25 protein-coding genes and 1 pseudogene are annotated in these 26,515 nt (G+C 43.7%); 16 read left to right on the forward strand and 10 right to left on the reverse strand.

The features are described from left to right. Positions 1-42: 42 nt before the first annotated feature. Positions 43-144, reverse strand: a pseudogene (locus tag IM515_RS26060) (transposase family protein); the annotation flags it as partial. A 419-nt stretch (positions 145-563) separates the two neighbouring features. Here IM515_RS26060 and IM515_RS00755 point away from each other — a divergent pair. The 3 genes from IM515_RS00755 to IM515_RS00765 all read left to right on the forward strand — a co-directional run bounded on the left by IM515_RS00755 (position 564) and on the right by IM515_RS00765 (position 5,538). Then, positions 564-1,775: a pentapeptide repeat-containing protein gene (locus tag IM515_RS00755; RefSeq protein WP_287629337.1), complete on the forward strand. Its 1,212-nt coding sequence runs from the start codon at positions 564-566 to the stop codon at positions 1,773-1,775. 105 nt (positions 1,776-1,880) lie between these two features. Next, positions 1,881-3,524: a Ppx/GppA phosphatase family protein gene (locus IM515_RS00760; protein ID WP_287629338.1), complete on the forward strand. Its 1,644-nt coding sequence runs from the start codon at positions 1,881-1,883 to the stop codon at positions 3,522-3,524. A 364-nt stretch (positions 3,525-3,888) separates the two neighbouring features. After that, a complete protein-coding gene (locus IM515_RS00765; RefSeq protein ID WP_287629339.1) occupies positions 3,889-5,538 on the forward strand; it encodes an alpha/beta hydrolase in 1,650 nt (549 codons plus the stop codon). Positions 5,539-5,678: 140 nt separating this feature from the next. Here the strand turns inward: IM515_RS00765 and IM515_RS00770 are convergent, their stop codons facing one another. From IM515_RS00770 to IM515_RS00780, 3 genes are all read right to left on the reverse strand, one after another. Further along, positions 5,679-5,969 carry a DUF3082 domain-containing protein gene (locus IM515_RS00770; protein ID WP_002786666.1) on the reverse strand — a complete coding sequence of 97 codons (291 nt, stop codon included), beginning with the start codon at positions 5,967-5,969 and terminating at the stop codon, positions 5,679-5,681. Positions 5,970-6,096: 127 nt separating this feature from the next. Then, complete coding sequence (locus tag IM515_RS00775) at positions 6,097-6,231, reverse strand: hypothetical protein (RefSeq protein ID WP_287629340.1); 135 nt, start codon at positions 6,229-6,231, stop codon at positions 6,097-6,099. Positions 6,232-6,397: 166 nt separating this feature from the next. After that, the gene (locus IM515_RS00780; RefSeq protein WP_287629341.1) at positions 6,398-6,541 is read right to left on the reverse strand and encodes a hypothetical protein; all 144 of its coding nucleotides are present in this window, start codon (positions 6,539-6,541) and stop codon (positions 6,398-6,400) included. A 73-nt stretch (positions 6,542-6,614) separates the two neighbouring features. Here IM515_RS00780 and IM515_RS00785 point away from each other — a divergent pair, with 73 nt between their 5' ends. From IM515_RS00785 to bchB, 6 genes are all read left to right on the forward strand, one after another. Then, positions 6,615-7,658 (forward strand): DNA cytosine methyltransferase, encoded by a 1,044-nt coding sequence (locus IM515_RS00785; RefSeq protein ID WP_287629342.1) that lies wholly within the window; start codon positions 6,615-6,617, stop codon positions 7,656-7,658. A gap of 420 nt (positions 7,659-8,078) precedes the next feature. Beyond that, positions 8,079-8,420, forward strand: a complete 342-nt coding sequence (locus IM515_RS00790; RefSeq protein WP_193959812.1) for a hypothetical protein — start codon at positions 8,079-8,081, stop codon at positions 8,418-8,420. A 147-nt stretch (positions 8,421-8,567) separates the two neighbouring features. Beyond that, the gene (locus tag IM515_RS00795; RefSeq protein ID WP_287629343.1) at positions 8,568-9,041 is read left to right on the forward strand and encodes a tRNA (cytidine(34)-2'-O)-methyltransferase; all 474 of its coding nucleotides are present in this window, start codon (positions 8,568-8,570) and stop codon (positions 9,039-9,041) included. A 225-nt stretch (positions 9,042-9,266) separates the two neighbouring features. Then, positions 9,267-9,854, forward strand: coding sequence for a prepilin-type cleavage/methylation domain-containing protein (locus IM515_RS00800; RefSeq protein ID WP_287629344.1), 588 nt, complete (start codon positions 9,267-9,269; stop codon positions 9,852-9,854). 201 nt (positions 9,855-10,055) lie between these two features. Then, the gene (locus tag IM515_RS00805) at positions 10,056-10,652 is read left to right on the forward strand and encodes a nucleotide-binding protein (RefSeq protein WP_002740297.1); all 597 of its coding nucleotides are present in this window, start codon (positions 10,056-10,058) and stop codon (positions 10,650-10,652) included. Positions 10,653-10,807: 155 nt separating this feature from the next. Beyond that, on the forward strand, positions 10,808-12,334 hold the full coding sequence (bchB, locus tag IM515_RS00810; protein WP_287629345.1) for a ferredoxin:protochlorophyllide reductase (ATP-dependent) subunit B: 1,527 nt from the start codon (positions 10,808-10,810) through the stop codon (positions 12,332-12,334). A 47-nt stretch (positions 12,335-12,381) separates the two neighbouring features. Here the strand turns inward: bchB and IM515_RS00815 are convergent, their stop codons facing one another. Further along, on the reverse strand, positions 12,382-13,509 hold the full coding sequence (locus IM515_RS00815; protein ID WP_287629346.1) for a class I SAM-dependent methyltransferase: 1,128 nt from the start codon (positions 13,507-13,509) through the stop codon (positions 12,382-12,384). 459 nt (positions 13,510-13,968) lie between these two features. Beyond that, the gene (gene lipA, locus IM515_RS00820) at positions 13,969-14,853 is read right to left on the reverse strand and encodes a lipoyl synthase (protein WP_287629347.1); all 885 of its coding nucleotides are present in this window, start codon (positions 14,851-14,853) and stop codon (positions 13,969-13,971) included. 178 nt (positions 14,854-15,031) lie between these two features. On the opposite strand from lipA, the gene IM515_RS00825 reads away from it, so the two are divergent. After that, entirely contained in the window at positions 15,032-16,771 is a 1,740-nt protein-coding gene (locus tag IM515_RS00825; protein ID WP_287629354.1) for a mechanosensitive ion channel family protein, read from the forward strand. A gap of 56 nt (positions 16,772-16,827) precedes the next feature. Here IM515_RS00825 and IM515_RS00830 read toward each other — a convergent pair whose 3' ends face one another. The 4 genes from IM515_RS00830 to IM515_RS00845 all read right to left on the reverse strand — a co-directional run bounded on the left by IM515_RS00830 (position 16,828) and on the right by IM515_RS00845 (position 19,948). Further along, a complete protein-coding gene (locus IM515_RS00830; protein WP_002770652.1) occupies positions 16,828-17,238 on the reverse strand; it encodes a type II toxin-antitoxin system VapC family toxin in 411 nt (136 codons plus the stop codon). Then, on the reverse strand, positions 17,235-17,501 hold the full coding sequence (locus IM515_RS00835; protein ID WP_002770650.1) for an RNA-binding protein: 267 nt from the start codon (positions 17,499-17,501) through the stop codon (positions 17,235-17,237). Before IM515_RS00835 ends, IM515_RS00830 begins: the two co-directional genes overlap by 4 nt. 71 nt (positions 17,502-17,572) lie before the next feature. Continuing rightward, the gene (grxD, locus tag IM515_RS00840) at positions 17,573-17,896 is read right to left on the reverse strand and encodes a Grx4 family monothiol glutaredoxin (protein ID WP_002770648.1); all 324 of its coding nucleotides are present in this window, start codon (positions 17,894-17,896) and stop codon (positions 17,573-17,575) included. Between the two features lie 87 nt (positions 17,897-17,983). Then, a complete protein-coding gene (locus IM515_RS00845; protein ID WP_287629348.1) occupies positions 17,984-19,948 on the reverse strand; it encodes a DNA polymerase III subunit gamma/tau in 1,965 nt (654 codons plus the stop codon). Positions 19,949-20,190: 242 nt separating this feature from the next. Here IM515_RS00845 and IM515_RS00850 point away from each other — a divergent pair, with 242 nt between their 5' ends. The 6 genes from IM515_RS00850 (at position 20,191) to IM515_RS00875 (ending at position 26,414) form a co-directional block, all read left to right on the forward strand. Beyond that, positions 20,191-22,413, forward strand: coding sequence for a molybdopterin oxidoreductase family protein (locus IM515_RS00850; RefSeq protein ID WP_287629349.1), 2,223 nt, complete (start codon positions 20,191-20,193; stop codon positions 22,411-22,413). Between the two features lie 706 nt (positions 22,414-23,119). Further along, positions 23,120-24,628 carry an HMA2 domain-containing protein gene (locus IM515_RS00855; RefSeq protein WP_287629350.1) on the forward strand — a complete coding sequence of 503 codons (1,509 nt, stop codon included), beginning with the start codon at positions 23,120-23,122 and terminating at the stop codon, positions 24,626-24,628. Positions 24,629-24,882: 254 nt separating this feature from the next. Beyond that, positions 24,883-25,146 carry an AbrB/MazE/SpoVT family DNA-binding domain-containing protein gene (locus IM515_RS00860; RefSeq protein WP_002770640.1) on the forward strand — a complete coding sequence of 88 codons (264 nt, stop codon included), beginning with the start codon at positions 24,883-24,885 and terminating at the stop codon, positions 25,144-25,146. Position 25,147: 1 nt separating this feature from the next. Beyond that, entirely contained in the window at positions 25,148-25,585 is a 438-nt protein-coding gene (locus tag IM515_RS00865) for a PIN domain-containing protein (protein WP_287629352.1), read from the forward strand. A 238-nt stretch (positions 25,586-25,823) separates the two neighbouring features. Then, on the forward strand, positions 25,824-26,081 hold the full coding sequence (locus tag IM515_RS00870) for a hypothetical protein (protein ID WP_002770636.1): 258 nt from the start codon (positions 25,824-25,826) through the stop codon (positions 26,079-26,081). 177 nt (positions 26,082-26,258) lie between these two features. After that, entirely contained in the window at positions 26,259-26,414 is a 156-nt protein-coding gene (locus IM515_RS00875; RefSeq protein ID WP_287629353.1) for a hypothetical protein, read from the forward strand. The last annotated feature ends 101 nt before the right edge of the window (positions 26,415-26,515 follow it).

Below are 26,515 nucleotides of genomic sequence, written 5' to 3' on the forward strand. Positions count from 1 at the left end.
CCTGTGCCGATTATTTTTAGCAAACTCTCCTAGTTCTCTCTAACCTGAGTATCCTAGCATTGTTCCCAGTATTATTACTACTAATACTATCCATAAAGGGTGTCTTTTTCCTTTATCTTTCCGAAAGTCCTTGACTTGTTTCAGTTTTTATATTAAGCTCAACATATATTTGAAAAGTTGGCGGTCACTTCTCATTTTACAAAGACAGTGATCGCTTTTACTTTTGATATTCTGATGGGAGAATGAAACAGCCCTAGGATTAAGGGGGGGGCAGCTAATCTAAGGATAGGCGGTTAAGATGCGTCTTAGCTTATACTAAATCTTGTTTACAAGGTATGGGAGAGTGCTGAATCTGCGGAAAAACAAGCCATCAGACTAAATCCGGTTATTAAAAACTGATTATTTATTCTCCCCTTTGCATGAGTGCCTCTCCTCATAACTAGCCTATACTCAACGGATTTAGTATAGCCAAAAAATAACCAAGGCCAATTTTTAAAAGATAATAGGTGTTATGAATTAAATTAATTAATTAATCAAGCAAAAAACAGATATCTGTAATTTCTATGAAAGCAAGTGAGTTACTGGATTTATATGCCAAAGGGAAACGCAATTTTACAGGAGTAAAATTAAAAGGACAGTGTTTTCACGGACAGAATTTATCCGGGGCTAATTTTAGTCAAGCAGATCTGCGTGGTACTAATTTTCAAGGGGCTATTTTAGAGGGAACTAAATTTACCGAGGCCAGGGCAGGATTACTAAAGCGCGGTCGGCTACAATTAATTTTAATTTCTTGGTTAATAGCGGCTTTCTGCGGCTATCTGTGGGGATTAGCTGGTTATTATCTAGCTTTAATGCTGGTGACGGATGTAAGCCAATTTAAAATCATTGCTGCGGTGATAATCACGATTTTATCCCTAATTTACGGAATATTTTATCGTCAGCGAGTTGGGGGATTACCCTTAGTTTTATCTTTAATTTCTGGTCAATCAACAAGTTTTATCCTAGCAATTGGCATCAGCTTAATTTTAACTTTATTGACAGTAATTATACTAGCTTTTCAGGGAGCATTAGCTGGGATAGCAGTGATGAATGGAACTTTTTCTATAGCTTTGATTGTTGGGGTTTGTGGTACTTTATTCACCGCTTATCTGGCCTGGTTGTCCCTAGAAGAATCGAGAGAAACGATGGCGAAATCGATAGCAATTGCTTTTTTAGCCAGTCAAGGTACAAATTTTTGCGGAGCAAATCTTAAAGAAGCGGATTTCACGGGAGCGCAGTTAAAAGCCACTGATTTAAGGGCAAAAGATTTAACTAGAACTCGATTTTATCTGGTATCGGGCATCGAGCGAGCGCGCTGGGAAAAGACAATTTTAGCCGAAGTGGCGATGAGAAATCTTCTGGTTACTGGTCAAGGGGAAAATAAAGCTTATATTGGCTATAATTTTCGCGGACTAAATCTTTCCGGGTTTAACTTCAAAAATGCCAACCTGACTAGGGCAAATTTGAGCGAGGCAAATTTAGCCTACGCTAATCTAGAAGGGGCAAATTTAGCCCATAGTAACGTGATGAGAGCCAATTTACAGGGAGCTACCCTGACGGGTGCTTGTATCGAAGCTTGGAAAATCGCCGAAAATAGCAATCTAGAAGGGGTTGATTGTGATTATATCTATTTAGTCGAGTCCGAGGGAGAGCGCCGTCCCAGGGAGGGAGAATTTGGGGAAGGGGAATTCCGGCAATTGGCCCTGGAGCAGCGAAAATTGTATATTGACGAATGAATGCTATACAAAGCTAAAATTGCAGCGCCGAGGCGGACAATTAGAGGGATAATAAGACCAGCCTTAACACCTATCCCCCGACTGGTAACTGATCACTGATAAGCGATGGTGAATATTTCTAATCAAGTTACAGCCAATTGGGGACTAGCGCCCCAGGCAAAAGTCCCCGATGTCCAAATCCTAGCGGCGATCGATATTGGTACGAATTCGGTTCACATGGTAGTGGTGAAAATTGAACCGTCTTTACCCGCTTTTACGATTATTGCCCGAGAAAAGGATACAGTCCGTCTGGGCGATCGAGATAGAAAAACTGGTAAATTAACCCTAGCGGCCATGGAAAGAGCGATCGCCGCTTTAAAACGCTGTTACGATCTAGCTATTAGTCTCCATGCGGATCAGATTATTGCCGTTGCCACCAGCGCCACCCGGGAAGCGGCCAATGGTGACGAATTTTTGGCTTTAATCGAGAAAGAAGTCGGTATTTCTGTAAATCTCATCTCTGGACAGGAGGAAGCGCGCCGGATTTATCTCGGTGTCGTCTCGGGGATGGATTTCCAAAACCAAGCCCATATTATTATCGATATTGGTGGCGGTTCCACGGAATTAATCTTAGCCGATAGTCAAGAAATTCGCTTTCTTAGTAGTACCAAAATCGGCGCGGTGCGTTTGACGCAAGATTTAATCACTACCGATCCCATTAGTACCACAGAATTAGCCTATTTAAGGGCATACACCAGGGGAATGTTGGAGCGGGCAGTAGAGGAAATTAAACATCATTTACAGCTGGGAGAAGTGCCGCGTTTAGTGGGAACTTCTGGGACGATCGAAACTTTGATGACTATCCATGCTTTGGAGAAATTGGGGGAAATTCCCAATCCTTTAAATGGCTATCAATTAACCCGCAAAGATGTCAAAGAATTGGTCAAACGTTTCGCCACTTTGGACTATCACCAAAGACTGGCAATTCTGGGGATGTCCGATAAACGGGCCGAGATAATTCTAGCTGGTTCGATCGTGCTTTTGGAAGCGATGACCATGTTAGATGTTGATAAGTTAGTTCTCTGTGAAAGGGCCCTGCGAGAAGGGGTAATCGTCGATTGGATGCTGACGCACGGTTTAATTGATAATCGGTTACTTTATCAGAGTGAAATCCGTCAGCGCAGTGTCTTGAAAATAGCGAAAAAGTATCAAGTTAATTTAGAATCGGCCGAGAGGATAGCGACATTTTCCCTGTCTTTGTTCGAGCAAACCCAAGCACAATTACATTCTTGGAATCAGGAGGCTAAAGATCTATTATGGGCGGCGGCAATTTTACATAATAGTGGTTTATATGTTAGTCATGCTGCCCATCATAAACATTCCTATTATTTAATTCGCAATGGTGAACTGTTGGGCTATACAGAAATAGAGTTAGAAGTTATCGCTAATATCGCTCGTTATCACCGCAAAAGTAAACCGAAGAAAAGACACGATGATTTTATGAAATTGACGGAATACTATCAGTATATGGTCAGACATCTAAGTGCTATACTGCGCTTGGCCGTGGCTTTAGATCGACGACAAATAGGAGCGATTAAAAAGATTGAATGTAAGTATGATCCCGAATATAGAACCCTACATCTGCATCTTTTTCCCAATAATGCTGAAGATGATTGTGCTTTAGAATTGTGGAGTTTAGACTATAAAAAACCTGTTTTTGAGGAAGAATTTGGGGTGAAAGTAGTGGCAACTTTGGCATTTTTACCCTGAAATCATGAGCAGTGAGTGGTTAGGTAGCTTGAAATCGGCAAGATGGAAATTTTCGAGACTTGTTGCCTATTATTCTAGGTCAAGATTATCGATCGAGGTAAATTGATAAGTAGGTAGGCACAATTATTTGTAGGATGGGTTAGCGGTAGCGTAACATAATCGGGCGTTGGGTTTCATGCTTCAACCCAACCTACGTTCATCTTATATTTAATTCCACCCACCCACTTATTCTAGGTCAAGATTATCGACCGTGGCAAATTGATAATTTTTGTTGATAGTCAAGCAAGAAAACGGTTAAAAACTGAAAGGTTACTGTTATAATCCAGAGGGAATAGGATCGCAGAAAGAAAAGGAGCCGAAAAACTTGTTGCAATTAGCTAAAATTGGTCGCTTGATCGCTCTTGGTTGCTTGGGAACGATACTGACTAGCTTTCCTGTCCTCTCGGCCGAGAGAATCACTTTTATCTTAGCGCCCTTTAGTCGTACCCTAGAAATTAGTTCCCTAGAAAAGTTTGCCAAGACTGGCAGAATTGACGCTAATCTAAGACAATATTTGGGTAATACAACCGCCGAACAACAAAAAGAATTTCGGCAAGCTTTAACCACAAGTAAAGAAATTAATCCCGTCCTGATCTCGCGCTTTTTTAACTCCACAATGGGGGAAGATATCCTCAACCTCTTAGGGGAACTGATCACCATTCAAGGGGGTATTAATGGTAAATTTGCCCTGCGTTCTGCCCTAATTAAATCAGCTTTTGAACCGGAAGGGGTAACTATTCTTAGCCTGCTGCGTAATCTGCCCACTAATATGCAGATTGATGTGACAAAAGTGCAAAGATTAGCTCGGGCGATCGATGTCGTCCTGAAAGCCACCACAGTATTCACAGAAAAGGTGGCGCAATTATCCTTAGAAGAAGCTAAAAAGGCCGGTGAAATTAATTTTACCGCTATGACCGACCCCCGACAACCGGGACCGCAACAAGTGGAACAGATGCGGCTGGATTTAACCGATAGCCGTCGTCAGAGGGAACTTTATCTAATTATTGTCAAACCCAAGGGGCAATTAACCCAGAAAACCCCCGTTATCGTCTTTTCCCACGGTTTAGCTTCCCGTCCTGAAGATTTTGTCCGACAAGCGGAACATTGGGCTAGTTACGGTTATCTCGTCGCCATACCCCAACACCCCGGCAGCGATACCCTACAGGTGCAGAATCTGCTGGCCGGTTTATCGCGGATGGTTTTTTATACCAACGAATTTGTCAATCGTCCATTGGACATATCTTTTGTGATCGATGAATTGCAAAGACGCAACGCGGGGGAATTTCAGGGGCAATTAGATTTAGATAATGTGGGAGTTGGTGGACATTCCTTCGGCGGTTATACAGCCTTAGCCGTGGGTGGAGCGACGATCGATTTCGAGAATTTACAACGGGACTGTCAAAGAAGATTAGCTTTTCTCAATGTCTCCCTCTTGCTGCAGTGTCGTGCTTTGGATTTACCCCGAGAAGAATACAACTTTCGCGATCCGAGAATCAAAGCGATTTTTGCGGTTAATCCGTTTAATTGGAGTATTTTCGGGGCTAAAGGACTAGCTAAGATCGAAATTCCCACTTTTGTAGCGGCAGGAACCTACGATCCCGCTACCCCCGCTATTTTTGAACAGGTGCGCTCTTTTCCCCTGCTCAACACCGAAAATAAATATTTAGCTCTGATTGAAGGTCAAGCTCACGTCGATTTTTCGGTACTAGATGCGGGAATTAACGAAGCGATCGAATCCGTAGCCGATCTTACCCTGCCAGCACCATATCTGATCGATAGTTACGCCCATTCCCTATCTTTGGCCTTTTTTGAGGTGTATATTCGCAAAAACCCCGGCTATAAACCTTTTTTACAGGCGGCCTATTCCCAATATCTCAGTCAAGGGCAAAAGTTTAGATGTTTTCTGATTACCCGCGCCTCCTCGGCTGTTTTAGAACGGCTAATCGAAGATTTTATTGCACAAAATGTCCGTTAATCAGTTATCAGTTATCAGTGATCAGTGATCAGTTATCAGTGATCAGTTATCAGTTTACTGGACGGCTACGCCGTGCCTTTGGCAACACTGAAAAGCTCCCCACTTCCCCACTTCCCCACTTCCAATTCATAATTCATAATTTATGTTTGTTGAGGGCGTTTAAGTAGTAATTGGATAGCCAAAAGAATTAAACCAATGGTGACAAAAGCAAAAATAAAGGTTCCTAGAGAAGCTAAACCAAAAACTAAAGTGCGGACAGCGCTGCCAATTCTCAAGGCGATCGGACTGTGAGCAACCATTGGTTTTGAGTAAAAAGAATGACCGATCGCTGCCGTGAGATAATAGAGAATTGTCCCCAATGCTGCCGAAATTGCTGCGCCAACTAAACAGCGAGTAGGAGTAACTTTTTTGGTTTCTAATTCTGTGGTCATTACTTTTTAGTCCTCAAATACTGCCCAGGTTAAATTTTAATTCTTTTCCCAGCATTTTACCCGACTAGGGCCAAGGATCGAGGGCGGAAGGAAAAGAAGTATTGACTTGCGAGGAGGTGATCAGGTCTTAATTGGGGTCTAGTTCCCGTTTTAACTGTTCCCAATCGCCGGGGTCGGTTAACTCCTCATAAACAGGGGCAGCGAAAACGATCGTTTCCTTGTCCGTTGACCAGTTTTGGGAAGAAAGGACTAGATTAGTCAAATCAGGTAACTCTTGGTCGAGAATAGTCGGATTTGCGCTCTCAGGGGAATCTGTGGCATAATTTAGGCTAATTTCCCGCTTTAGTGACTGTAATTCACGGTTGAGAGCCTGTAATAACTGCTCGATCGCCTCGATTCTCCCGAAAACATCCGAGGGAATTTCAGGATTATTGGCAGCACAGAGGTGGCAAAGTGAATTGATCAGCTATGAGGCGCTCGATTTCCTCTAGGGTAGTATAACCTTGACAGACTAATTCTAAAGCGTAGGCGAGGAGAGACTTGAATCCTGCCTGTGTTAAAGATGCGAGCATTTATACTAAAATCTAAGATAGCCGGTTTAATATCGTCTCCTGGATCAAAACTGAAGCTTAGAATAGATAAAATATGTGGACTTTTATTGATTTATTTGCCGGTATAGGAGGATTTAGAATCGCCCTAGAAAATCTCGGTTGTCAATGCGTTTTTTCCTCGGAAATCGATCCTCACTCCCAAAAGGTTTACTTGGCTAACTATGGTCATTTACCCGATAATCAAGACATCAGAAAATTAGAGGCAAAAACTGTCCCCGATCATGATATACTCTGTGGCGGGTTTCCCTGTCAAGCCTTTAGTATCGCCGGCAGAAAACACGGTTTTGAAGATGCACGCGGAACCTTATTTTTTGAAGTTGCCCGGCTCTTACACGAAAAGAAACCGAAAGCTTTTATCTTAGAAAATGTCCAGGGTTTAGTCCACCACGATCGAGGTAAAACTTTAAAAACTATTTTAGACATATTAGAAAAGGATTTGCATTATTTTGTCCCTAGTCCCCAGATTTTAAATGCCAGATATTTTGGGGTTCCTCAAAACCGTCCCCGAATTTTTATCGTCGGTTTTCGAGAGGATTTGAATATTTACCATTTTTCCTATCCTCAACCAACCCATCAAGAAACTTGTCTCAAAGATATTCTAGAAGAAAAGGAAGTCAGCGTTAAATATTATCTCTCTAATCAGTATTTAGAAACTTTATTTAAACACAAGGATAGACACCAAAATAAAGGTAATGGGTTCGGTTATGAGATTATTTCTCCCGATGGTATCGCTAATGCTATTGTGGTGGGAGGTATGGGAAAAGAAAGAAATTTAGTTATCGATCAAAGACTGACTAATTTTACTCCTGTTACTCGCATTAAGGGAGAGGTAAATAAATTATTCGTCCGCAGAATGACCCCCAGAGAATGGGCAAGATTACAGGGATTTCCCGATAGTTTTCGGATTGTTGTTAGCGATGTCCAAGCTTATAAACAGTTCGGCAATTCTGTGGCCATTCCCGTGGTAAAAGCGGTGGCAAAAGAGGTGATTAAATCTTTAGATTTCTCCAGAGATTCTCAAGAAAATATCAGCTTTAAAGACCTACAGGGGAGACAATTAGATTTATTGTCAATCTGAGGAAAAATAGCAATTGTTTCTAGGTGTTTGGGTATATTAAGTAGGTGGGTGGAATTAAATATAAGATGAACGTAGGTTGGGCTTCGGCCGTGAGCTTTTGCCGAACGGTTGAAGCATGAAACCCAACACCCGCTCATGTTACGCTACCGCTAACCCATCCTACAAATAATTGTGCCTCCCTACTTAATAATAGTTATTATTGGAACGATGCGATCGCTGTTTAGGCTCGACTCTAACTGGATTAACAGTGGACTTGTTGCATAATTAATTTTCGAGAGTTCAAAAATGGGAAAAATAGCCATGAGGTGACAATAAAAAGAGCAACAGAGGTGATGGTTTCGCCGGTTGTGCTTGTTAAAGGTATCTTTCTTATACTACACTTGTAACACCAATAGGTTTTAGTATTCGGGAGAAAAAATTATGCGGACAATCACACGCACCACCACTACCGATATGGAAGTCACCAGCATTCGTCTGGAAAGAGTCCTCAAGGACAAGCTGAAAGAGATTTCCGGCAATCAAGGATATCAAGCACTCATTCGCGATGTCTTATGGAATTTCGTTCAGCAAAAATCAGGAGATTATCGACCTCAGTTTTGTGCCACCGATATAAGGGCAGTATTTAACGCTACAGCTAGAAAAAATGAGATTTGCGCTCTTACAGGCAAGTTAATTCCCGCTAATGAAACAATGTTGTTAGGTTTGACCATCCATGGCGATCTAGTCCCGTTGAGTATGGATAGTTATGCCAATTTAAAATAAGTTTGACTAGGGTGGGGCAGAATCTAGTATAGTTAGTCCTCACCCAAGAGAAGTGGGAATTATAAATTATGAATTATGAATTGAGAGGTGGGGAGTTTTTTGCCGTGAACAGTGAACTGATAACTGATAACTGATTACTGATAACTGATGACTGAACCGATTTTACGAGTGGTTTTAATCAATCCGCAAATTCCGCCAAATACGGGAAATATTGCCCGTACTTGCGCCGCAACGAGGACAGAATTGCATTTAGTTGGTCCCTTGGGTTTTGAAATTAGCGATCGCTATCTGAAGCGGGCCGGCTTAGATTATTGGCCCTATGTAAAACTTATGTACCACTTGACAATTAATGACTTCTGTGCATATCAGCAAAAGAGCGGCGGAAGGGCGATCGGGTTTACAGTGCGCGGCAGCAGTAGTTATCTGAAATACAGCTATAAAAGCGGAGATTGGCTACTTTTTGGCAGTGAAACCGACGGTATTCCGGCAGATTTATTAAATAAGTGCGATGACACGGTTTATATTCCCATGGCAGAACCGGGGGTGAGAAGTTTAAATCTTTCCGTTAGTGTGGCGATCGGATTATTTGAGGCCAGACGACAATTGGGATTTATTCATTAGCGGGACATTTTGCCATATAAACAGGGCAAATAAACTGAATTGAGCAAAAAATCAGAAAATTGCTTTTATTTAGCTCATTTTTGCCCATATCAGAAAAAATAGCGATCGCAGTCAATTTTGTCCGTAATAACAGCAAGAAATTATGTGGATTATCCTAGAGCAAATTAATTGTTGCTCCTTTCTAATCCCATAATTTATTGAAAATAAAAAGGCAAGATGAGGCCCATGAATATCTTCGACCTTTCTCGAAAACATTTTGGCAATTTACAGCTTTTTAATCGGCAAAAATCCACCTCTGGCTTAACTCAAGTCGAGATGTTAGTTACCCTAATTTTATTAGGAATTCTCTTAACCATTGCCCTTTCTGTTTATCATAGTTTAATGGCTTGGATTCGCTTAAATATCGCCACCTTTGAAATATCACAACATTGGAAAAATACCCGTTATCAAGCCACGGGAGAAGGTTCTCATCCCCTATCTTTGTGCATGGCAGAAAGTGAAACCGAACAGATTAAAGTGGCAAAAGTGCAAGGGGACGAATGTGAAAATGTCATCGACTGGACTCCCATCACTCGCGGTGTTAGTATCGATACTAATAATTCTAGCCTACGCCGAGTTAGTGGACCTGCTGGTAATGAAGGTACAATTTATCGCGCTAGTTGGGCCGATACAAAGGGGGGTTTAGGAGGTTCTTGGGGACAGTTAGGCAGAATTACTTTAGTTGCTTCCGGTACACCCGACAAACGCTGTTTATTTTTATTCCGTGTTGACGGTAGTTGGGATATTCGCCAAGATAATAGATGTGTGCTTTAAAGCGGCAAAAGTTATCGTTATCTAAGGGAGGGTATCAGCCCAAAATCTAACATCAAGGGACACTTTACACCATAAGATCGAGAGAGCCACGCTCAAAAATCTAGAATCCTGACTGATAGCCTTTCTGGGGGAAACTTAAACGGTTTTCAGTCCGTCTGGGAGTACACTAGAAAATACTCACTTATTTTGATCGAGCCGTTCATGATTATTTCCGTCGTAGCACTGAAGGGAGGGGTCGGGAAAACCACCACATCGATTCATTTGGCCGCCTATTTTCAAGAAAAAGCGCCCACCCTATTGATTGATGCGGATAAAAATCGTTCGGCTCTCCATTGGTCCCGGGAAGATACCCTTCCTTTTATGGTAGCGTCCCAAGCTGGAGCGACGGGACTGGTGAAACAATACACTCATATTATCGTCGATACCCAGGCCCGGCCAGAGCCGGACGAGTTAAAAGATTTAGCTCAGGGCAGCGATTTATTAATTTTACCCACCACTCCCAATCATCTCGATATCGATGTCACCATTAAAGCGGCAGAATTGCTGTCCACGATGACCGATAATTATCGAGTTCTTTTAACCCAAGTGGATTCACGGACAAAAACAGGACGGGAAGCGCGGAAAGCTCTAGAAGAAGCCAAATTACCGCTATTTAAGCGAGAAATACCCCGTTTAGTTGCTTTTGAACGAGCGGCCGAAAAGGGAGTCATCGTCAAAGATTATCCCGACCCCCGGTCGAATTTCGGTTGGCTTTGTTACCAAGCGGTCGGTAAAGAAATTTTTGCCCTCATGACATAAATTGTTAAAAAAGTTAACATTAATATTTGTGTCATTTTTCCCCGAAAAGATACTTAATCTGCATGGGGACTTTTTGTAATCTTCCGTTAAGTGTTCACTCCTAAATCGGTAAAGTCTGAGACAATCAAAAAAGTCTGACTGTAGGAGAAACCTCTATGAAATTGGCCTATTGGATGTACGCGGGTCCCGCTCATATTGGCACTTTAAGGATCGCCAGTTCCTTTAAAAATGTTCATGCTATCATGCACGCTCCTCTGGGAGACGATTATTTTAACGTCATGCGCTCGATGCTGGAAAGGGAGCGTAATTTTACCCCCGTCACTGCTAGTATTGTCGATCGTAATGTTTTAGCCCGGGGGTCCCAAGAAAAAGTCGTCGATAATATTGTTCGCAAAGATCGCGAAGAAAGTCCCGATTTAATCGTTTTAACCCCCACCTGTACCTCCAGCATTCTCCAAGAGGATTTACAAAACTTTGTCGAAAGAGCGCGACAGGATGCCCAAGGAGATGTGCTGCTGGCCGATGTTAACCACTATCGCTATAATGAACTACAAGCGGCCGATAAAACCCTCTATCAAATTATCAAATATTATCTCGATAAGGCCCAGAGAAAAGGGGAAATTATCTCCCAGAAAACCCCTAAACCTTCGGTTAATATTATTGGTATTACCACCCTCGGCTTCCATAACCAACATGATCGCACAGAATTAAAGCGGTTAATGGCAGATTTGGACATTGAAGTTAACGAAATTATCCCCGAAGCTGCTTCGGTGGACAACTTAAAAAATCTGCCCCGCGCTTGGTTTAATCTGGTTCCCTATCGAGAAGTGGGATTAATGACAGCCAAATATCTCGAAAGTGAATTCGCCATGCCCTACGTTGATATTACCCCCATGGGAGTGGTGGAAACAGCGCGCTGTATTCGCCAAATTCAAGAGGTAATTAATCCCCAAGGTGCAGCAGTAGATTACGAAGATTTTATCAATGAACAAACTCTGCATATCTCCCAAGCTGCTTGGTTTTCTCGTTCCATCGACTGTCAGAATTTAACGGGGAAAAAAGCGGTGGTTTTTGGTGATAATACCCACGCAGCCGCTATGACAAAAATTCTCGCCAGAGAGATGGGAATCCATGTGGTTTTAGCGGGTACTTATTGCAAGTATGATGCCGATTGGTTCCGGGAACAAGTGAGTGAATATTGCGATGAAGTGTTAATTAGTGATGATAATGGGGCGATAGGGGATGCTATTGCTCGATTAGAACCAGCGGCGATATTTGGTACTCAAATGGAACGTCACGTCGGCAAACGTTTAGATATTCCCTGTGGAGTAATTGCTGCACCTATTCATATCCAAAATTTCCCCCTCGGTTATAAACCTTTCTTAGGTTACGAAGGCACTAATCAGATCGCCGATTTGGTCTATAATTCCTTTACTTTGGGTATGGAAGATCACCTATTAGAGATATTCGGTGGTCATGATACAAAAGAGGTAATTACTAAAGGTATCTCGGCAGATTCTGACCTAAATTGGAATAAGGAAGCGACGGCAGAATTACAGAAAATACCCGGTTTTGTGCGGGGGAAAGTTAAACGAAATACCGAAAAATTCGCCCGGGAGCGAGGTATTGGTGAAATAACTTTAGAGGTAATGTATGCGGCTAAAGAATCCGTAGGAGCTTAATTATTTCTTGGGGCTGAAAGTTAACAGCATTCAGCCCTTTTTTTTAGTTATTTACTTAATCCCTGAAGTATTCTTTCCTCTACTCCTTTCCCCTGAATTAACACTCCAAATCCTCCTAAACCGGTGGGATTGATTAATTGATGTAAGGCATCTCGACGCTGAAATATAGTTAATATATCGATTTTTCCTTGAGAAAGTTCCTTTAATCTATCTCCTAATCCCAAAGCCATTAAAAATAATCCTTGCTGAGTAAAACCGAGATTTTTTAAGCCTAATTTCTCCCCTTGACGTTGTAAAGCAGTAAAATCCACATGAGTGGTAATATCTTGTTCTCCCACCCACAAATAAGGATGATCATGACGCTGATGTTGTCGATAACATTGTAGGGTTCCTTGACTTCTTTGGGGATGATAATATTTTTCGGCAGTGTAACCGTAATCTATGGTTAAAATATAACCTCGATCGAGTTTCCGATTAACCGTTTCTAACCAGTCTAAAGCTAATAAGTTTACCTCGGTTTGATAACCCTCCGGATAAAGTGGGGAGGGAATATTTATCCCCACTAAATCAAAATAGTCTTTGATTCTGTCGGTGGATAAATCTGCGATAATCTCCTGAAAAGGTTCCCCCAATCCCAGATAAATTTCTCGTAATTCTCCCGACTCGATCACAACTCGATGGACAGGAAAAGCATCGATTAACTCATTACTAAACACACAACCCACAAGGGAATTATCGGCTAAATTCGGCCAACTTTGCCAAGATACCGGGGAATATCCCGCTAAAGTTGCCCGTTGTCTTTCCCTGAGTTTCTGAGATTGTTCGATAATTATATAACTGAGATTTTCATAAAAATCAGCATAGCTATGACTTAAATAATCAAGGATATCCTTAGCTAAAATTCCCGAACCTGCTCCCACTTCCACTAAAGTAAATCCTCGCGAATTGCCCAAAAATTCCGCCATCTCGACAAATTGCTCCGCCAACAATTGGCCAAAATCTGCCCCTAGGGACGAGGAAGTAAAAAAATCTCCTTTTGAGCCAATTTCTACTTTTCCAGAGGTGTAATAGCCATAATCGGGGTGATAGAGAGCTAAATCCATCCAGCGATCGAAGCTAATTCGACCCGCTGCTGATTGTTTAATTTCCTCTAGGATGATTGCTTCTAAATTCATCTTGATCAGGGAATTATGAATTATGAATTATGAAATGGGAATTAGGAATTATGAAATGGGAATTATGAAATGGGAATTAGGAAGGCTGTATCTCACATTTGCAGAAATACCGACAATCAGCAATTATCAGTGACTCTTAAATTATTACAGACGTATCAGCAGCTGCGTGTAAGCATCCCACCGAAAAACTAATGCGCTCCGGGGTTTGGGGGCGGCGCCACGCCCCCAACGGGGGGTTTGGGGGGTAGAACCCCCCAAAAGCTTGGATTGAGTCATAAAATCGTGGGAAGTAACGCCCAATTTTAGCCGAGAGTTTCCCCGTAAAAATCCCAACTTAGTAGATTTACAAAAATTAACTTAAAACTTACATCTGATCACTGATAACTGATAACTGATAACTGATAACTGATCACTGATAACTGATAACTGATAACTGATAACTGATAACTGATAACTGATTTACTCTCCCGCATGATAGGAACTGCGGACTAGGGGGCCGGATCTAACCTGAGAAAAACCCATTTTTTGGGCAATTTCTCCCAACTCGCTAAATTCTGCGGGAGTCCAATATTTCTGTACGAGCAAATGTTCCAGAGAAGGACGCATATATTGACCAATAGTAACTCGATCGCAGTCTATCGCCCGTAAATCTGCCAAAGTCTCGATAATTTCCTCTTTTGTCTCACCGTGACCGACCATTAAGCCAGATTTCGTCGGAATTGAGCGATCGATTTCCTTAACATAACGCAAAACCGCCAAAGAGCGATCATATTTAGCCCCGCGTCTAACCGGCCCTTGCAAACGGCGCACCGTCTCGATATTGTGATTGTAACAGGCAGGTTTTGCCCCTACCACCGTCGCCACCCGTTCCTGTTGACTTCCCTTACCTCCAGCAAAATCCGGGGTTAACACCTCAATTAAAGTGTGGGGATTGCGTTCGCGAATGGCTGTCATCGTCCGCACAAACCAACCGGCTCCGCCGTCTTCCATATCATCTCTGGCCACAGAAGTCAAGACAACGTAACTTAAATTTAACAATTGCACCGCTTCCGCCACTTTTTGCGGTTCCTCCACATCGAGAGGCATGGGTGCATGACCCTTATCCACTTGACAAAAAGCACAGGACCGGGTACAGGTAGGACCCATCAACAAAAAAGTCGCCGTACCTTGGGCATAACATTCGCCGCGATTGGGACAGCGACCTTCCTCGCAGATAGTATGAATGTTCCTTTGTTTGATAATGCGCTGAACCGTGGAAATTTCGCTAGATTTGCCGAGTGAACGCCGTAACCAAGCGGGTAAAGACGTAATTTCCTCGCGCCACTGTGGGGAAATATTGGACATGAGAAGTTAAGTAAGGTGTTGGGGATTTCAGTAATCAGTAATCAGTCATCAGTGGGGGGTTGGGGAGGGGGACGACTAACTCCCCAAAACGAAAACTTTCTATCTCACCATAAAGATAACTGCTATAAGCTGAGAAAGCGGGTAAAGATCATTGTTAATCAAAAAGGAAACTTGGGCAATGGGACGATGGCAACGGGGAAAAATTTTCAATCTGGTCCTTCAAGGATTGGTGGGTTGCTTCTTGGTTAGTATTTTTGTTCTTAATTCCCTGCCATCCCTAGGCCAAAATTTTCTGGTTCCATTTGCATCTCCCACGGGGACAAGGATTTTTGTAGCCGGGGATATAGAATATGCCTCCGTGCATCTAGATGGATTTGTATTATTTCAGATTGCCTCCCAAGATTTTACGGCTTCTGAGGCCCGGGAACTCTCCCCGGTAGAAAGACGGGCTAGGCGCATTGAAAGAGGTTTAAATAATATTATCAATCGGGGTTTCGATCCGACAACCCTGCAAGTAAGTACGGCGACGCTCAATAATTTAACCGTGATTGTGGCCAAGGATAACCAGAAGTTACCGCAACAGGTAATTCTGACAGTAACAGAAGTTGATGCCCTGATCGATTCTTCTTCGGTTGACGATTTAGCAGACCAATGGGTTCAAATCATCCAAACAGCTTTGCTCCAAGCTTGGCAAGAACGTCAGCCCGCCGCTCGCCGGCAACAGGTAATGACCGCCGCTAAAATTATTTTGGGGCTAATTTTCTTAAGCTGGGTATCAATTTGGTGGCAGAAACGTTTAAGAAATCGCTTTAATCTCCTCAAAAAACAGGCTAAAAGTCAATCTGATCGGAATTTAGCCATAAATTCCCCCCCCAGAAAAGAGCGCTCCCAAGAACCGATTTTAGCCGCTCTAGAAGATTCCTCTAATTTCCGTCAACAGGCAGATATTCAGCGACAACTGACGTTAAATATTCTCTGGAAAAGACTTGCTCTTATTGGACTGATACTGCTTTGGTTTAGCGGAATAGCGGCGATTTTGTATGTATTTCCTGAAACTAGACTAGAAGGACGCGGGATAATTCGTATTCCTTTGCGGATTTTTATTATCTGGTTACTGCTGACATCAGTGAGCAATATGGTTAACCTCTACGTTAATTTTCGGCTACGGGAGTGGGTAGAGGAAGGAGCGGTGTTTTCCGAAAATTTGGAAAGGAGGATTCTGCGCGCTCCCACTTTATTAGAAGTTGGGCGAGAAATGATCACATTTATCGCCATTTTTCTAGGAATTTTGATTTTTTTGAGTTGGATGGGTCTTTCTTTCGCCTTTTTACTCACGGGAGCCGGTTTAGTGGGAGCATTGCTCACCTTTGCCTTTCAGGATCTTTTAAAAGATTGGATTAACGGTTTTCTGATTGTCTTTGAAGATCAGTACACTGTTGGTGATATGATCCAGTTTCAGGAGTTTATCGGTTTGGTGGAAAATATGAGTTTGCGAGCGACTCAATTGCGGGCTGCTGATGGACGTTTAATCACTATTGCCCATAACCAAATTATTAGCGCACACAACCTCAGTAAAGACTGGGCGCGAGTCAATTTTACCATCGAAGTCGCCTATGACACCGAGGCAGATGTGGCGATCGCTTTAATGGCAGCCATCGCTGAAAATATGGCTGTAGATCCACAATGGCAAGAAGATATCATCAATCCTGTGCAGGTTGTTGGTGTTAGTCGGGTTTCTCACACGGGAATGGAAATTATGCTCAGAATTGTCGTCAAAAGATTACGACAATGGGATATAGAAAGAGAGTATCGTCGTCGTCTAAAAATTGCTTTTGAGGAGAAGGGAATTCACATCGGTATTCCCCAACAAAGTTTCCTGATAGCACAAGATAGAGAACAATTCAAAGGACAGTTTTAAAGGGGAGCATTTTCTATCGGTGGAGTTATAGGCCGTTGAAAGCAGATTTTCCATCACTACCCTTGAATAATATCAAAGCTGCCTTGGTTTTGAATCCGATAAAACAGGAAATCTGTATCGAGGGTGAGAATTTGCCGATACCCAGTCTTTTCAGCTACTAAAACTAGGGTTGCATCTGCCAAGTCCATCGGTCGATCACAGTATTGTTCCATTAAAGCCAACAAGCGACTAAAATCACTTTCTTGAATATTGTAAACCACCAGCAGTTTGTCTAAAAGAAGTTGTCCCAGTTGTTTTTGCATTTGCCAACCCCCCCGATGCAGCGCAAGGTACATGGCTTCGGTCAGGCATGACCAAGTTGTGACGAGAGGCTTTGCTAAACGCATTACCGTATTTCTGTAGGCTTTATGTTGGGGTTGGGTGCGATCAACCAAACAAAGCAGCACCCCTGCATCACACAGGATCATAGATCTAGTCCTTGTTGCCGATATTTTTCGAGCAGGAGTTGTTGGTAGTCGTTTATTGGTTCCGGTGAATTGACAGTTAAGCCATCTACGGCTTCAAACCATTGTAACCACATTTTTATCAGTTTTCCATCAGGCTGAGTGTCAAAGGTTTTGACTCGATATTTATGGTCGAGAAGATCAATAAAGTCGCTTACTTCCTGAACAAGGACTTCGGGGAGTTGATCTAGCTTAGAAATTGCAGTTTCTCGAATTGTCACAATCATCACCTCTACCAAGATTGCTAGTTGGACAACTTTAAACTAGGTTAGGTTAGATATCCTAACCTAGAAAATTTTTAGGAAGCTAAGGCTACCTCGACTATTTGTTGTAGTTCCCCATTTTGATAGAGTTCGATCATAATGTCGGAACCGCCAATAAACTCACCGTTGATATAGACTTGGGGAATAGTCGGCCAATTGGAATACTCCTTAACTCCTTGTCTTAACTCCTGATCTTGCAGAATATCGACAGTTTCGTAGGAAACCCCCAGAATATTGAGAATTTGTATGACGTTATTGGAGAAACCACACTGAGGCATTAATTTATTGCCCTTCATGAACACAAGAACTTTGTTATTCTGAACTAATTGATCGATTCTGTCCTTAGTTTCGGGTGTCATAGGTCTAGTAGCTAGAATTTGAGCAAGAATAGCCAATCCTGAGACGTGGCATATCCTATTAGTTTAGCACAAGCCGTTGAGATAGCCTTAAAAAGGAAGATCTTCGTCCTCCTCCAAACTATCTAAAATTTCGTTAACATCAGGTCTCCCGCGCACGATAGTCATATTTTCCAGAGACTTATTAACTTTAGTTTCTGCGGCCGAATTTTCTGGCACTGAATAACCCATATTGACCAGTTCACCATCAAAAGATTTCGCTAACTTTTGAGCGGCTGCCAAAATTTCGCTAACATCAACATCTTGATCTAATGTCCCTAAAGATGAGTCAAAATTTAAGATTTTTTCTGGCAGTTCTGTGCTAGGAGTTTTTGGGGTTCCCGACGCGGTGATCTTTGCTTCTTTTTTCTCGATAATTGCTTCTTTGACCGGGGGAATATCCACCACGGTCATAACTTTATTTTCGGGAGTTATTGGTGGATTTGGTGCGGTTTCTGGTGGTAGTGGCATCTTGGCTGCCGGGGATTGGGAAACTTCCGCAGCCATGGCAGCAGTGGCGGAACCTACCTGTAAATGGACTTTAATCCGGCGCTGAAAAACTGCCTCGAAAGCTGACTCAATATTAGTCAAGCGTAGCCGGGCCATTTTTAATAATTGTTCCGAAGATATGCTTAAATAAGCACTCGATTCTTCCATACTAAAAAGACTGCCATGCTGACGTAGGAGAGTGCGAGTAGTGGGGGGTTCCATTACTTCTAAAACCTGCTGCCAAATTTGTTCATGATTGTCATCACTGGTAACAGTTTTAACCTCAGTTTTCGGCACTGCGACGCTAGTTGTCGGGGTGATAACTGCCGGTTTGATTGGTTGATTAACCGGCGCCGGCGCTGTGATCATTTCAGGGGGCCTCTCGGCGCTGGTTTGGGGACGGGAAGGCGCTACCGTGGCAACTAGCGGAATCACCTGTGCTTGCGGTAACAGTCCTAATAGAGTGACTTCTAACCAGAGACGGGGTTGAGTGGTGTTTTTTAGTTGCGTTTCGCTGTCTTTAAGCAGTTGTTGACCGCGGAGAATTTCCTCTAAAGACCAAGTACGCGCTTCCGTACACAAATCCTGCCAAGTGGGAGCAGTGACAGCGACCATTTCTGGACGATTAGGAGCGGTTTTAGCTAAAAGTAAGTTTAAATAGAATCCCGCTAGATTTTGCAGGACGATTAAAGGTTCCTTACCGCGATTCATGAGATGGCGACATTGTTCGATAACTTGATCGGGAATATTGCTATGAATGACTTTAAGTAGGGTTAAAAGGTCTCTTTCGGGGACTGCACCGACTAAATCCCAGACTCGCTCGGCCGTAATCGTTCCTGCGAGTAAACTTAATTGATCGAGGAGACTTTCCGCATCCCGTAAACCACCGTTAGCGATCTGAGCCACAAGGGTTAATGCTTCTAGGTTAATATCGATCGCTTCTATTTGGGCGATTTTTTGCAGGTGTGCCACCATCGCATCGAGAGCAATACGGCGATAATCAAAGCGTTGACAACGGGAGATGATGGTAGGCAAGACACGCTGAGGATCAGTGGTAGCAAGCACGAAAATCACTCGATCCGGCGGTTCTTCTAGAGTTTTCAGCAAAGCATTAAAGGCCGCCGTACTGAGCATATGGCATTCATCGATGACATAGACTTTATAACGACATTGGACGGGGGCAAATTGCGATCGCTCGATAATTTCCCGAATGTTATCTACACCGGTATTACTAGCGGCATCAATTTCGATCACGTCTAAAGCGGAACCATTAGCGATCGCTTGACAGACGGAACACTTACCGCAGGGAATCGGCGTCGGATGGTCACTAGACAGACAGTTGAGGGATTTGGCTAAAATTCGCGCCGAGGAGGTTTTCCCCGTGCCTCTGGGTCCAGTAAATAGGTATGCAGGAGCGATTCGCTCACTGATTAAGGCATTACTCAGGGTCGTGGCGATCGCTGATTGTCCCACCAAATCGGCAAAGGTTTGGGGACGATACTTATGATGTAGAGGTTCGTAGGTCATGACTGGCTGAAAACTTTTTCCGCACCCTAGAGACTACTATTATCCTATCCCGATTCTTTTTCAACACGAGAACAAGTGTATGCTTTTTATCTAGCCAGTTTTAATGCGCGATTTGCATCACGAAAATGGCAATTTAGCTAAGGCCTGTAATAAATTGTATTAATAACTACAATTTTGCCGAGAAAATCTGCGGACTATCTTAGTATGCCTAAAGATAGCGCCACCAATCAGACCCACTGCTTATGACTGAATCTACAAAAACCCAATGTCCTTACTGTGGAGTAGGTTGTGGTTTGACAGTCACCCCCCCCGCGTCGGCCGGACAAGCAGGGAAAGTCTTTGGGGACAAGTCCCACCCCTCCAGTCAAGGTATGATCTGTGTCAAGGGGGCCACCGTAGCGGAATCAATCGATAAAAATCGCCTCAAAACCCCGATGATCCGCGATTCCCTGCAAGGTCAATTTCGTCCTTGTACTTGGGAAGAGGCCTTCGATCGCATCGTTAACCGTATCCAAACTCTAATCGCTCAGGGGGAAAAGGAAAGTATCTGTTTATACGGTTCGGGACAATTTCACACCGAAGATTACTACATCGCCCAAAAACTGGTCAAGGGCTGTCTGGGAGTCAATAACTTTGATGCTAATTCCCGTCTCTGTATGTCCTCGGCCGTGGCCGCTTACCTGAACAGTTTCGGTTCCGACGGTCCCCCCTGCTGTTACGATGACCTAGAATTAACCGATTGTGCCTTTCTGGTGGGGACAAATACAGCCGAATGTCACCCCATCATCTTTAACCGTCTGCACAAGTATCTCAAACGTAACCAACAAGCGAAATTAATCGTCGTTGATCCCCGCAGAACCAAAACCGCCGAGGCCGCTAATCTCCACCTCGCCATTAACCCGGGGACTGATATTGACCTATTTAATGGTATTGCTCACCTGTTACTGAATTGGGGTGCGATCGATACCTATTTTATCGATAAATGCACCCGGGATTTCCCTAAATACGCCGAAATTATCCGCCATTATCCCCCCGAAATCGTCGCGCATAAATGCGGTATCCCCATCGACGATTTAGAAAAGGCTGCCCGCTACTGGGCCGAATCGAAAAGAGTGCTTTCCCTCTGGTCGATGGGTATCAATCAATCCAGCGAAGGCACGGCCAAAGCCCGCACTTTAATCAATTTACACCTAATGACGGCTAATATCGGTAAACCGGGGGCCGGTCCTTTTTCCCTAACCGGACAACCCAACGCCATGGGAGGACGGGAAGCCGGCGGCCTCTGCCATCTTCTCCCCGGTTATCGTTCCGTCAAAAATCCCCAACACCGGGCCGAAGTGGAACAAGCTTGGGGTTTACCTGCTGGTCGGATTTCTCCCGTCCCCGGTCGCGACGCTTGGAGTATGATTACTGGTTTGGAGACGGGAGAGGTGAAACTTCTCTGGATTGCCGCTACTAATCCGGCTGTTAGTATGCCTGATCTAGAACGTACCAAGGCCGCCCTATTAAAATCACCTTTTACTGTCTATCAGGATGCCTACTATCCCACAGAAACCAGCGCCTATGCCCATTTATTACTGCCAGCAGCCCAATGGGGCGAAAAAACGGGAACAATGACCAATTCTGAGCGGATGGTGACGTTAAATAAAGCTTTTCGCCCTCCCGTCGGTCAAGCTATATCCGACTGGCAAATTTTTGCCGAAGTTGGTCGCCGTTTGGGTTTTCAGGCACAATTTAATTTTCAGGATTCGGCCGAGGTATATTCCGAGTTTGCCGGCTTGACATATAAACGTCCTTGTGATATGACAGGGATTAATTATGATCGCCTGGCCGAGACTCCCCTCCAGTGGCCCGATTCCATCGATGAAATTTCCGCCCCTAAAACCGCTAATTCCGGGGAATTACTAGGGAATTTCGTTAAAGATGACGATAAAAGCCCAAAAACAGCTGCAAAACGCCTTTATACCGATGGTAAATTTAATACTGCCGATGGTCGTGCTGTTTTCGCCGCCTACCACAGTAAAGGTCTAGCGGAACCCCCGGACGATGATTATCCCCTAGTGTTGACCGTGGGGCGTTTGTACGGTCACTGGCACACCCAAACTCGCACCGGCCGCATTGAGAAAATTGTCAAAATGCACCCCGCACCTTTTATAGAAATTCATCCCCAAGATGCAGCAAAATTGGGCATAGAAGCTGGGGAATGGGTGGAGGTGCGTTCTCGTCGCGGTTCTGCCCGTTTTCCCGCTTTAATTACCAAAGCAATTGCTCCTAATTGTGTCTTTGTGCCGATGCACTGGGGGACCCTATGGGCAGAAAATGCTGAGGCCAATAGTCTCACCCATCCGGCCGCTTGTCCGATTTCCCTGCAACCAGAATTAAAAGCTTGTGCTGTCAAATTAATCCCGTTGAAGTCTTTAGTTAATGCCGAATTATCTCTCGGTCAATTTCTGGCAACTCCCTAATCAAATTTGGCTTTCCCTTTAGTTACTTTTGTTATGCCAATTTTCCAAAATCTGATAGGTAGTTTGTGTTTAAAGAATTGCTAAGTAGGGATGCACAATTATTTGTAGGATGGGTTAGCGGTAGCGTAACCCATGCGGGCGTTGGGTTTCATGCTTCAACCCAACCTACGTTCATCTTATATTTAATTCCACCCACCTACTTATTAAGCCAAGACGCATTTTAACCGCCTATCCTTAGATTAGCTGAATGCACTTCTTTCATAATTTTTGGCGTTGTCAAATTGAAAGATGCTCCGAATCAGCACCGGAACTGAAATTACTTTGATAGGAAAGATTACATGGCATCTTGACAATTAGTGTTTAATGAACGAATAGTGCCGATAGTTGGGCTTAAGTGGGGAACAAGAATCGCTCGATTTAGCAGTGGAATTAGCCCGACAATCGGCGTAGGGCTAATTCCGGAATTAGCCCTACAATCGGCGTTGTCAAATGGAAAGATGCTCCGAATCAGCACCGGAGCATTGCATCTTTCCTCTTCTGATCTGACAACGCCTAATTTTTTTATGGTATATTCGGGGAATACTTTTCTTTCGATTTTTAGATGGAAGTCGAAAACTGGTATCATCTACGTCGCTGCTGTCAGCCTGCTGTTGAATGTCTTGTTCGTCCCGCTGCTAGTCGGTAGCCCCTCTCGAATCACCTCACCATGACGACAACAAGTCTGACTCCCGCACCAGTTCAAGCGGCAGAAAATTCCCCAGCACCCCCTGAGTGGGTAGATTGGCAAGTCGCCCATCAAATTCCGGGACGGCTGCGAATTCGCATTCCGCGCCTCAATTGGGATGACGAATTTGCCAGACGCTTACAGCGATCGCTGCTGAGAACCACTGCCATCAGCGAGAGCCGCATCAATGCCGCTGCCTGCTCCCTGATTGTCTCCTACCCGGCGGAAATGCTGTCAGCAACGGCCATCCTAGATTACTTGCAAGCGGCTATCCCAGCGGCCGGCCGGGAAAGAGAGCCAGATGCAAGCGAGAAAGTCGGGGCTAGGAATCAGGGGACTTGGCCAACTTTAGGGCTGCCGGCCTTAACCCTGGCTGTGGCGATCGCTGCTGTTCCCCTAGAACTGCCCTTCTCGATTGTGGGGGGAATTGTCCTTGCGGCTTCAATTCCTCTCTGGCAGAGGGTTGGCCAAGCCCTCACCCAGCAGGGACAAGTGACAATAGACTGCCTCGATGCTCTCTGGTTGAGCTACCAACTGCTGCAAGGTAACAACATTGCTGGCGCACTCGCCCTCAATCTGGCAGCAGTGGGGGAGAGCCTACGCCAGAGCAAGCTCCAACAGCTAGAAGACGAGCTATACCTGCTGTTCGAGCAGGAAGATGCAGAAATCCACTGGCTCTCTGACCGGCAGCGGTTCGCCCCCGTTCCCGAGGCAGCTCGGGAAGGGTGGCTAGATTCCGTCGAAAAAACCGAACTACTCCAGAACCTCAAACCCGTCGCCCAAGGAGCGATCCTACCCACTTTGTTCCTGAGTGGCACTTGGGCAATCCTGACGGGAGATTTGGGGCGTGCGAGTGCGCTGTTACCCCTCGACATCGGGGTTTCTCTGCGGGGCGTTACTCCCTTGGCAGTGGTTTCGTCCCTGACGGCGGCAGCGCGACAAGGCGTTTATATCCGCAATGCCAGGGTACTGGAAAAGCTGGCTCAGGTGGATACTCTGGTCTTTACTCGCGAAAGTTTCCAGGACTTGATTACCCCGGAGCTGCTGGTGAGTTGGGGCATCCCTTCTCAGTGCATCCACTTCGCCACCGATGGGGCTGCTGTTGAGGGCCTCCAAGAACAGTTGCGCCGCCAAGGTAAGCGGGTGGCTTGGATAACCGACAGTGGTAGTGATTGCTTGGCTGCCCGGGAGGATCAGGTGGTCATTTCTCTAGGGAGAGGGGATTTTGAAGCAGCCGCAGATGTCATCTTGCACAGCCAGGATCTCCAGCCCCTTGGCTACACCTTTGCCCTGGCGCGGCATACCCTTGCCACTGCATACAAGAGTTTGGCGATCGCTACTCTGCCCAACCTGTTAGTGGTGGCAGTCGGGGCATTTTGGGGACTCAACCCGGTGGCAGCCGCCGCAATCAACGGCAGTTCAGCCATCCTCGCAGAACTGAACAGCCTGCGCTCCCTGAAACCTAACCCCTTAGAAAACGGGTTTCTTTGAGAAACTATTGAGAAAACGGGTTTCTTTGAGAAACCCGTTTTCTGGATTTTCTGAGGAGCAGACCGCACTATCAAAAAATGCTATTATTTTAAATAAATTACGTCAATAAATAAGTAGCTGGTTATAATTAAATTAAAAATCGATTTAAGGTTCGATCCCCCCTGCCCCCCTTGATAAGGGGGGTGCCAATCCCCCCTGCCCCCCTTGATAAGGGGGGGATCTGATAATTTTTAACGCCTACCTACTTATCAATCATGAAGTCTTTTGCTATTCGCTTAGAAAAAAATGGAACAATTAATCTTCCTCAAGCTATCCAAGATAAACTCAATATTTGCGAAGGAGATTTATTAAATTTAATAGAAATTGAGGGTATTATTTTGTTGACTTTACAACAACCCAAAGTCCCTCAACTGTCTGACCAAATTACAACAATTCGAGAAGAAGCCAATGTTACACTGAATGATTTATTACAAGGATTAGACGAAGAAAGGCAAAAAATATACCAAGAAAAACATTAAGATGAAGAGGATTTTTGCTGATTCCAGTATCTTAATTGCTGGTGCAGCTTCTAAAACAGGTGCAAGTCGAGCAGTGCTGACAATGGCTGAAATTGGCTTATTTAAAATACTTATTTCAGAACAAGTGTTAGAAGAATGCCAGCGAAATCTTTATAAAAAAATTCCCTTAGCGCTTCCTATTTTCAAGCAACTTATCAGCCAGATAAATCCTGAAATTTTACCGAATCCATCTCAAGAACAATTCTTACAATTTTGTAAAATTATTGAAGAAAAAGATGCTCCTATTCTTGCAGCCGCTTTATTGGCTAATGCAGATAGATTACTAAGCTTAAACACCAAAGATTTTACGTCACAAGTTGCTGAACAGACAGGAATAATTATACAAACGTCATCGCAATTTATACAAGACATTCGCTCAATTATTAATCATGAGTTATGACTTAGGGTATTTTAGAAAACGGGTTTCTTCGAGAAACTATTTAGAAAACGGGTTTCTTTGAGAAACCCGTTTTCTTTTAATAAATGTTAATTTTTGTTACAGGAATCTTGAAAAATTGGCGATTGTTTGCACAAAATAGTCGCAGTGTCAAGTGGTTTGCGCTCAAATGACATAAATAGCTATTATAGTAGCAAGAGGTTTACCGTCGATTACTCGCTAAAAAAGGGGAAAAATAACCATGATACAGCAAGTTAAATTACGTTCTCCTGTGGGTGAAGACCGAATATTGCATTTAGATATTCCCGTGGAAGTTAAAGAAACTGATTTAGAGGTGACAGTAACGTTTAAACCAGCACCAAGCCTAGATAAAACTACAACTCAGACACGCACTCACGCTGAATCGAGGCGAATTTTTGAAGAGATACATCAACATTATTCGGGGCGGATTTTTAGTGATAGTACAGATTGCTGTGAGAATACAACAGGTGGTTTATAATTATGTTTATCTAGCTTTGGCAGTGCATAAAAGCTGTCAAATGGTCACAGCAGATGAACGTTTTTTTAATGCGTTACAGGGAGATAGTTTAGGGTCTTATTTATTTTGGCTAGGGACTTCCAGAAATTACTCATCAACGAAAAAGGCTATTATATTAAATAAATCATCTTAATAAACATGACATCAGAAACTGCCAATTATGATGAACCCTGGAAAGAAGCATTAACCGAGTATTTTGAAGCGTTTTTGCATTTCTTCTTTCCTGAAGTTCACCAATTAATCAGTTATCAGTTATCAGTTATCAGTTATCAGTTATCAGTTATCAGTGACTAATTGGAAGCAAGTAAGTGGGTGAGTGGAATTAAATATAAGATGAACGTAGGTTGGGTTGAAGCATGAAACCCAACGCCAGATTATGTTACGCTACCACTAAC

Origin of the sequence: Microcystis sp. M44BS1 (assembly GCF_020244875.1) — a bacterium.
GTDB lineage: Bacteria > Cyanobacteriota > Cyanobacteriia > Cyanobacteriales > Microcystaceae > Microcystis > Microcystis panniformis.

Excerpts from the sequence above, each read along its gene's own strand:
- IM515_RS00825 (WP_287629354.1), top strand. The coding sequence starts at position 15,032 with ATGGGACGATGGCAACGGGGAAAAATTTTCAATCTGGTCCTTCAAGGA.
- IM515_RS00860 (WP_002770640.1), top strand. The coding sequence starts at position 24,883 with ATGAAGTCTTTTGCTATTCGCTTAGAAAAAAATGGAACAATTAATCTT.
- IM515_RS00805 (WP_002740297.1), top strand. The coding sequence starts at position 10,056 with ATGATTATTTCCGTCGTAGCACTGAAGGGAGGGGTCGGGAAAACCACC.
- IM515_RS00845 (WP_287629348.1), bottom strand. The coding sequence starts at position 19,948 with ATGACCTACGAACCTCTACATCATAAGTATCGTCCCCAAACCTTTGCC.
- IM515_RS00795 (WP_287629343.1), top strand. The coding sequence starts at position 8,568 with ATGACTGAACCGATTTTACGAGTGGTTTTAATCAATCCGCAAATTCCG.
- IM515_RS00780 (WP_287629341.1), bottom strand. The coding sequence starts at position 6,541 with ATGCTCGCATCTTTAACACAGGCAGGATTCAAGTCTCTCCTCGCCTAC.
- IM515_RS00755 (WP_287629337.1), top strand. The coding sequence starts at position 564 with ATGAAAGCAAGTGAGTTACTGGATTTATATGCCAAAGGGAAACGCAAT.
- IM515_RS00790 (WP_193959812.1), top strand. The coding sequence starts at position 8,079 with ATGCGGACAATCACACGCACCACCACTACCGATATGGAAGTCACCAGC.
- IM515_RS00865 (WP_287629352.1), top strand. The coding sequence starts at position 25,148 with ATGAAGAGGATTTTTGCTGATTCCAGTATCTTAATTGCTGGTGCAGCT.
- bchB (WP_287629345.1), top strand. The coding sequence starts at position 10,808 with ATGAAATTGGCCTATTGGATGTACGCGGGTCCCGCTCATATTGGCACT.
- IM515_RS00855 (WP_287629350.1), top strand. The coding sequence starts at position 23,120 with ATGACGACAACAAGTCTGACTCCCGCACCAGTTCAAGCGGCAGAAAAT.
- IM515_RS00815 (WP_287629346.1), bottom strand. The coding sequence starts at position 13,509 with ATGAATTTAGAAGCAATCATCCTAGAGGAAATTAAACAATCAGCAGCG.
- grxD (WP_002770648.1), bottom strand. The coding sequence starts at position 17,896 with ATGACACCCGAAACTAAGGACAGAATCGATCAATTAGTTCAGAATAAC.
- IM515_RS00785 (WP_287629342.1), top strand. The coding sequence starts at position 6,615 with ATGTGGACTTTTATTGATTTATTTGCCGGTATAGGAGGATTTAGAATC.
- IM515_RS00875 (WP_287629353.1), top strand. The coding sequence starts at position 26,259 with ATGACATCAGAAACTGCCAATTATGATGAACCCTGGAAAGAAGCATTA.
- IM515_RS00830 (WP_002770652.1), bottom strand. The coding sequence starts at position 17,238 with ATGATCCTGTGTGATGCAGGGGTGCTGCTTTGTTTGGTTGATCGCACC.
- IM515_RS00850 (WP_287629349.1), top strand. The coding sequence starts at position 20,191 with ATGACTGAATCTACAAAAACCCAATGTCCTTACTGTGGAGTAGGTTGT.
- IM515_RS00870 (WP_002770636.1), top strand. The coding sequence starts at position 25,824 with ATGATACAGCAAGTTAAATTACGTTCTCCTGTGGGTGAAGACCGAATA.
- IM515_RS00835 (WP_002770650.1), bottom strand. The coding sequence starts at position 17,501 with ATGATTGTGACAATTCGAGAAACTGCAATTTCTAAGCTAGATCAACTC.
- IM515_RS00760 (WP_287629338.1), top strand. The coding sequence starts at position 1,881 with ATGGTGAATATTTCTAATCAAGTTACAGCCAATTGGGGACTAGCGCCC.
- lipA (WP_287629347.1), bottom strand. The coding sequence starts at position 14,853 with ATGTCCAATATTTCCCCACAGTGGCGCGAGGAAATTACGTCTTTACCC.
- IM515_RS00770 (WP_002786666.1), bottom strand. The coding sequence starts at position 5,969 with ATGACCACAGAATTAGAAACCAAAAAAGTTACTCCTACTCGCTGTTTA.
- IM515_RS00800 (WP_287629344.1), top strand. The coding sequence starts at position 9,267 with ATGAATATCTTCGACCTTTCTCGAAAACATTTTGGCAATTTACAGCTT.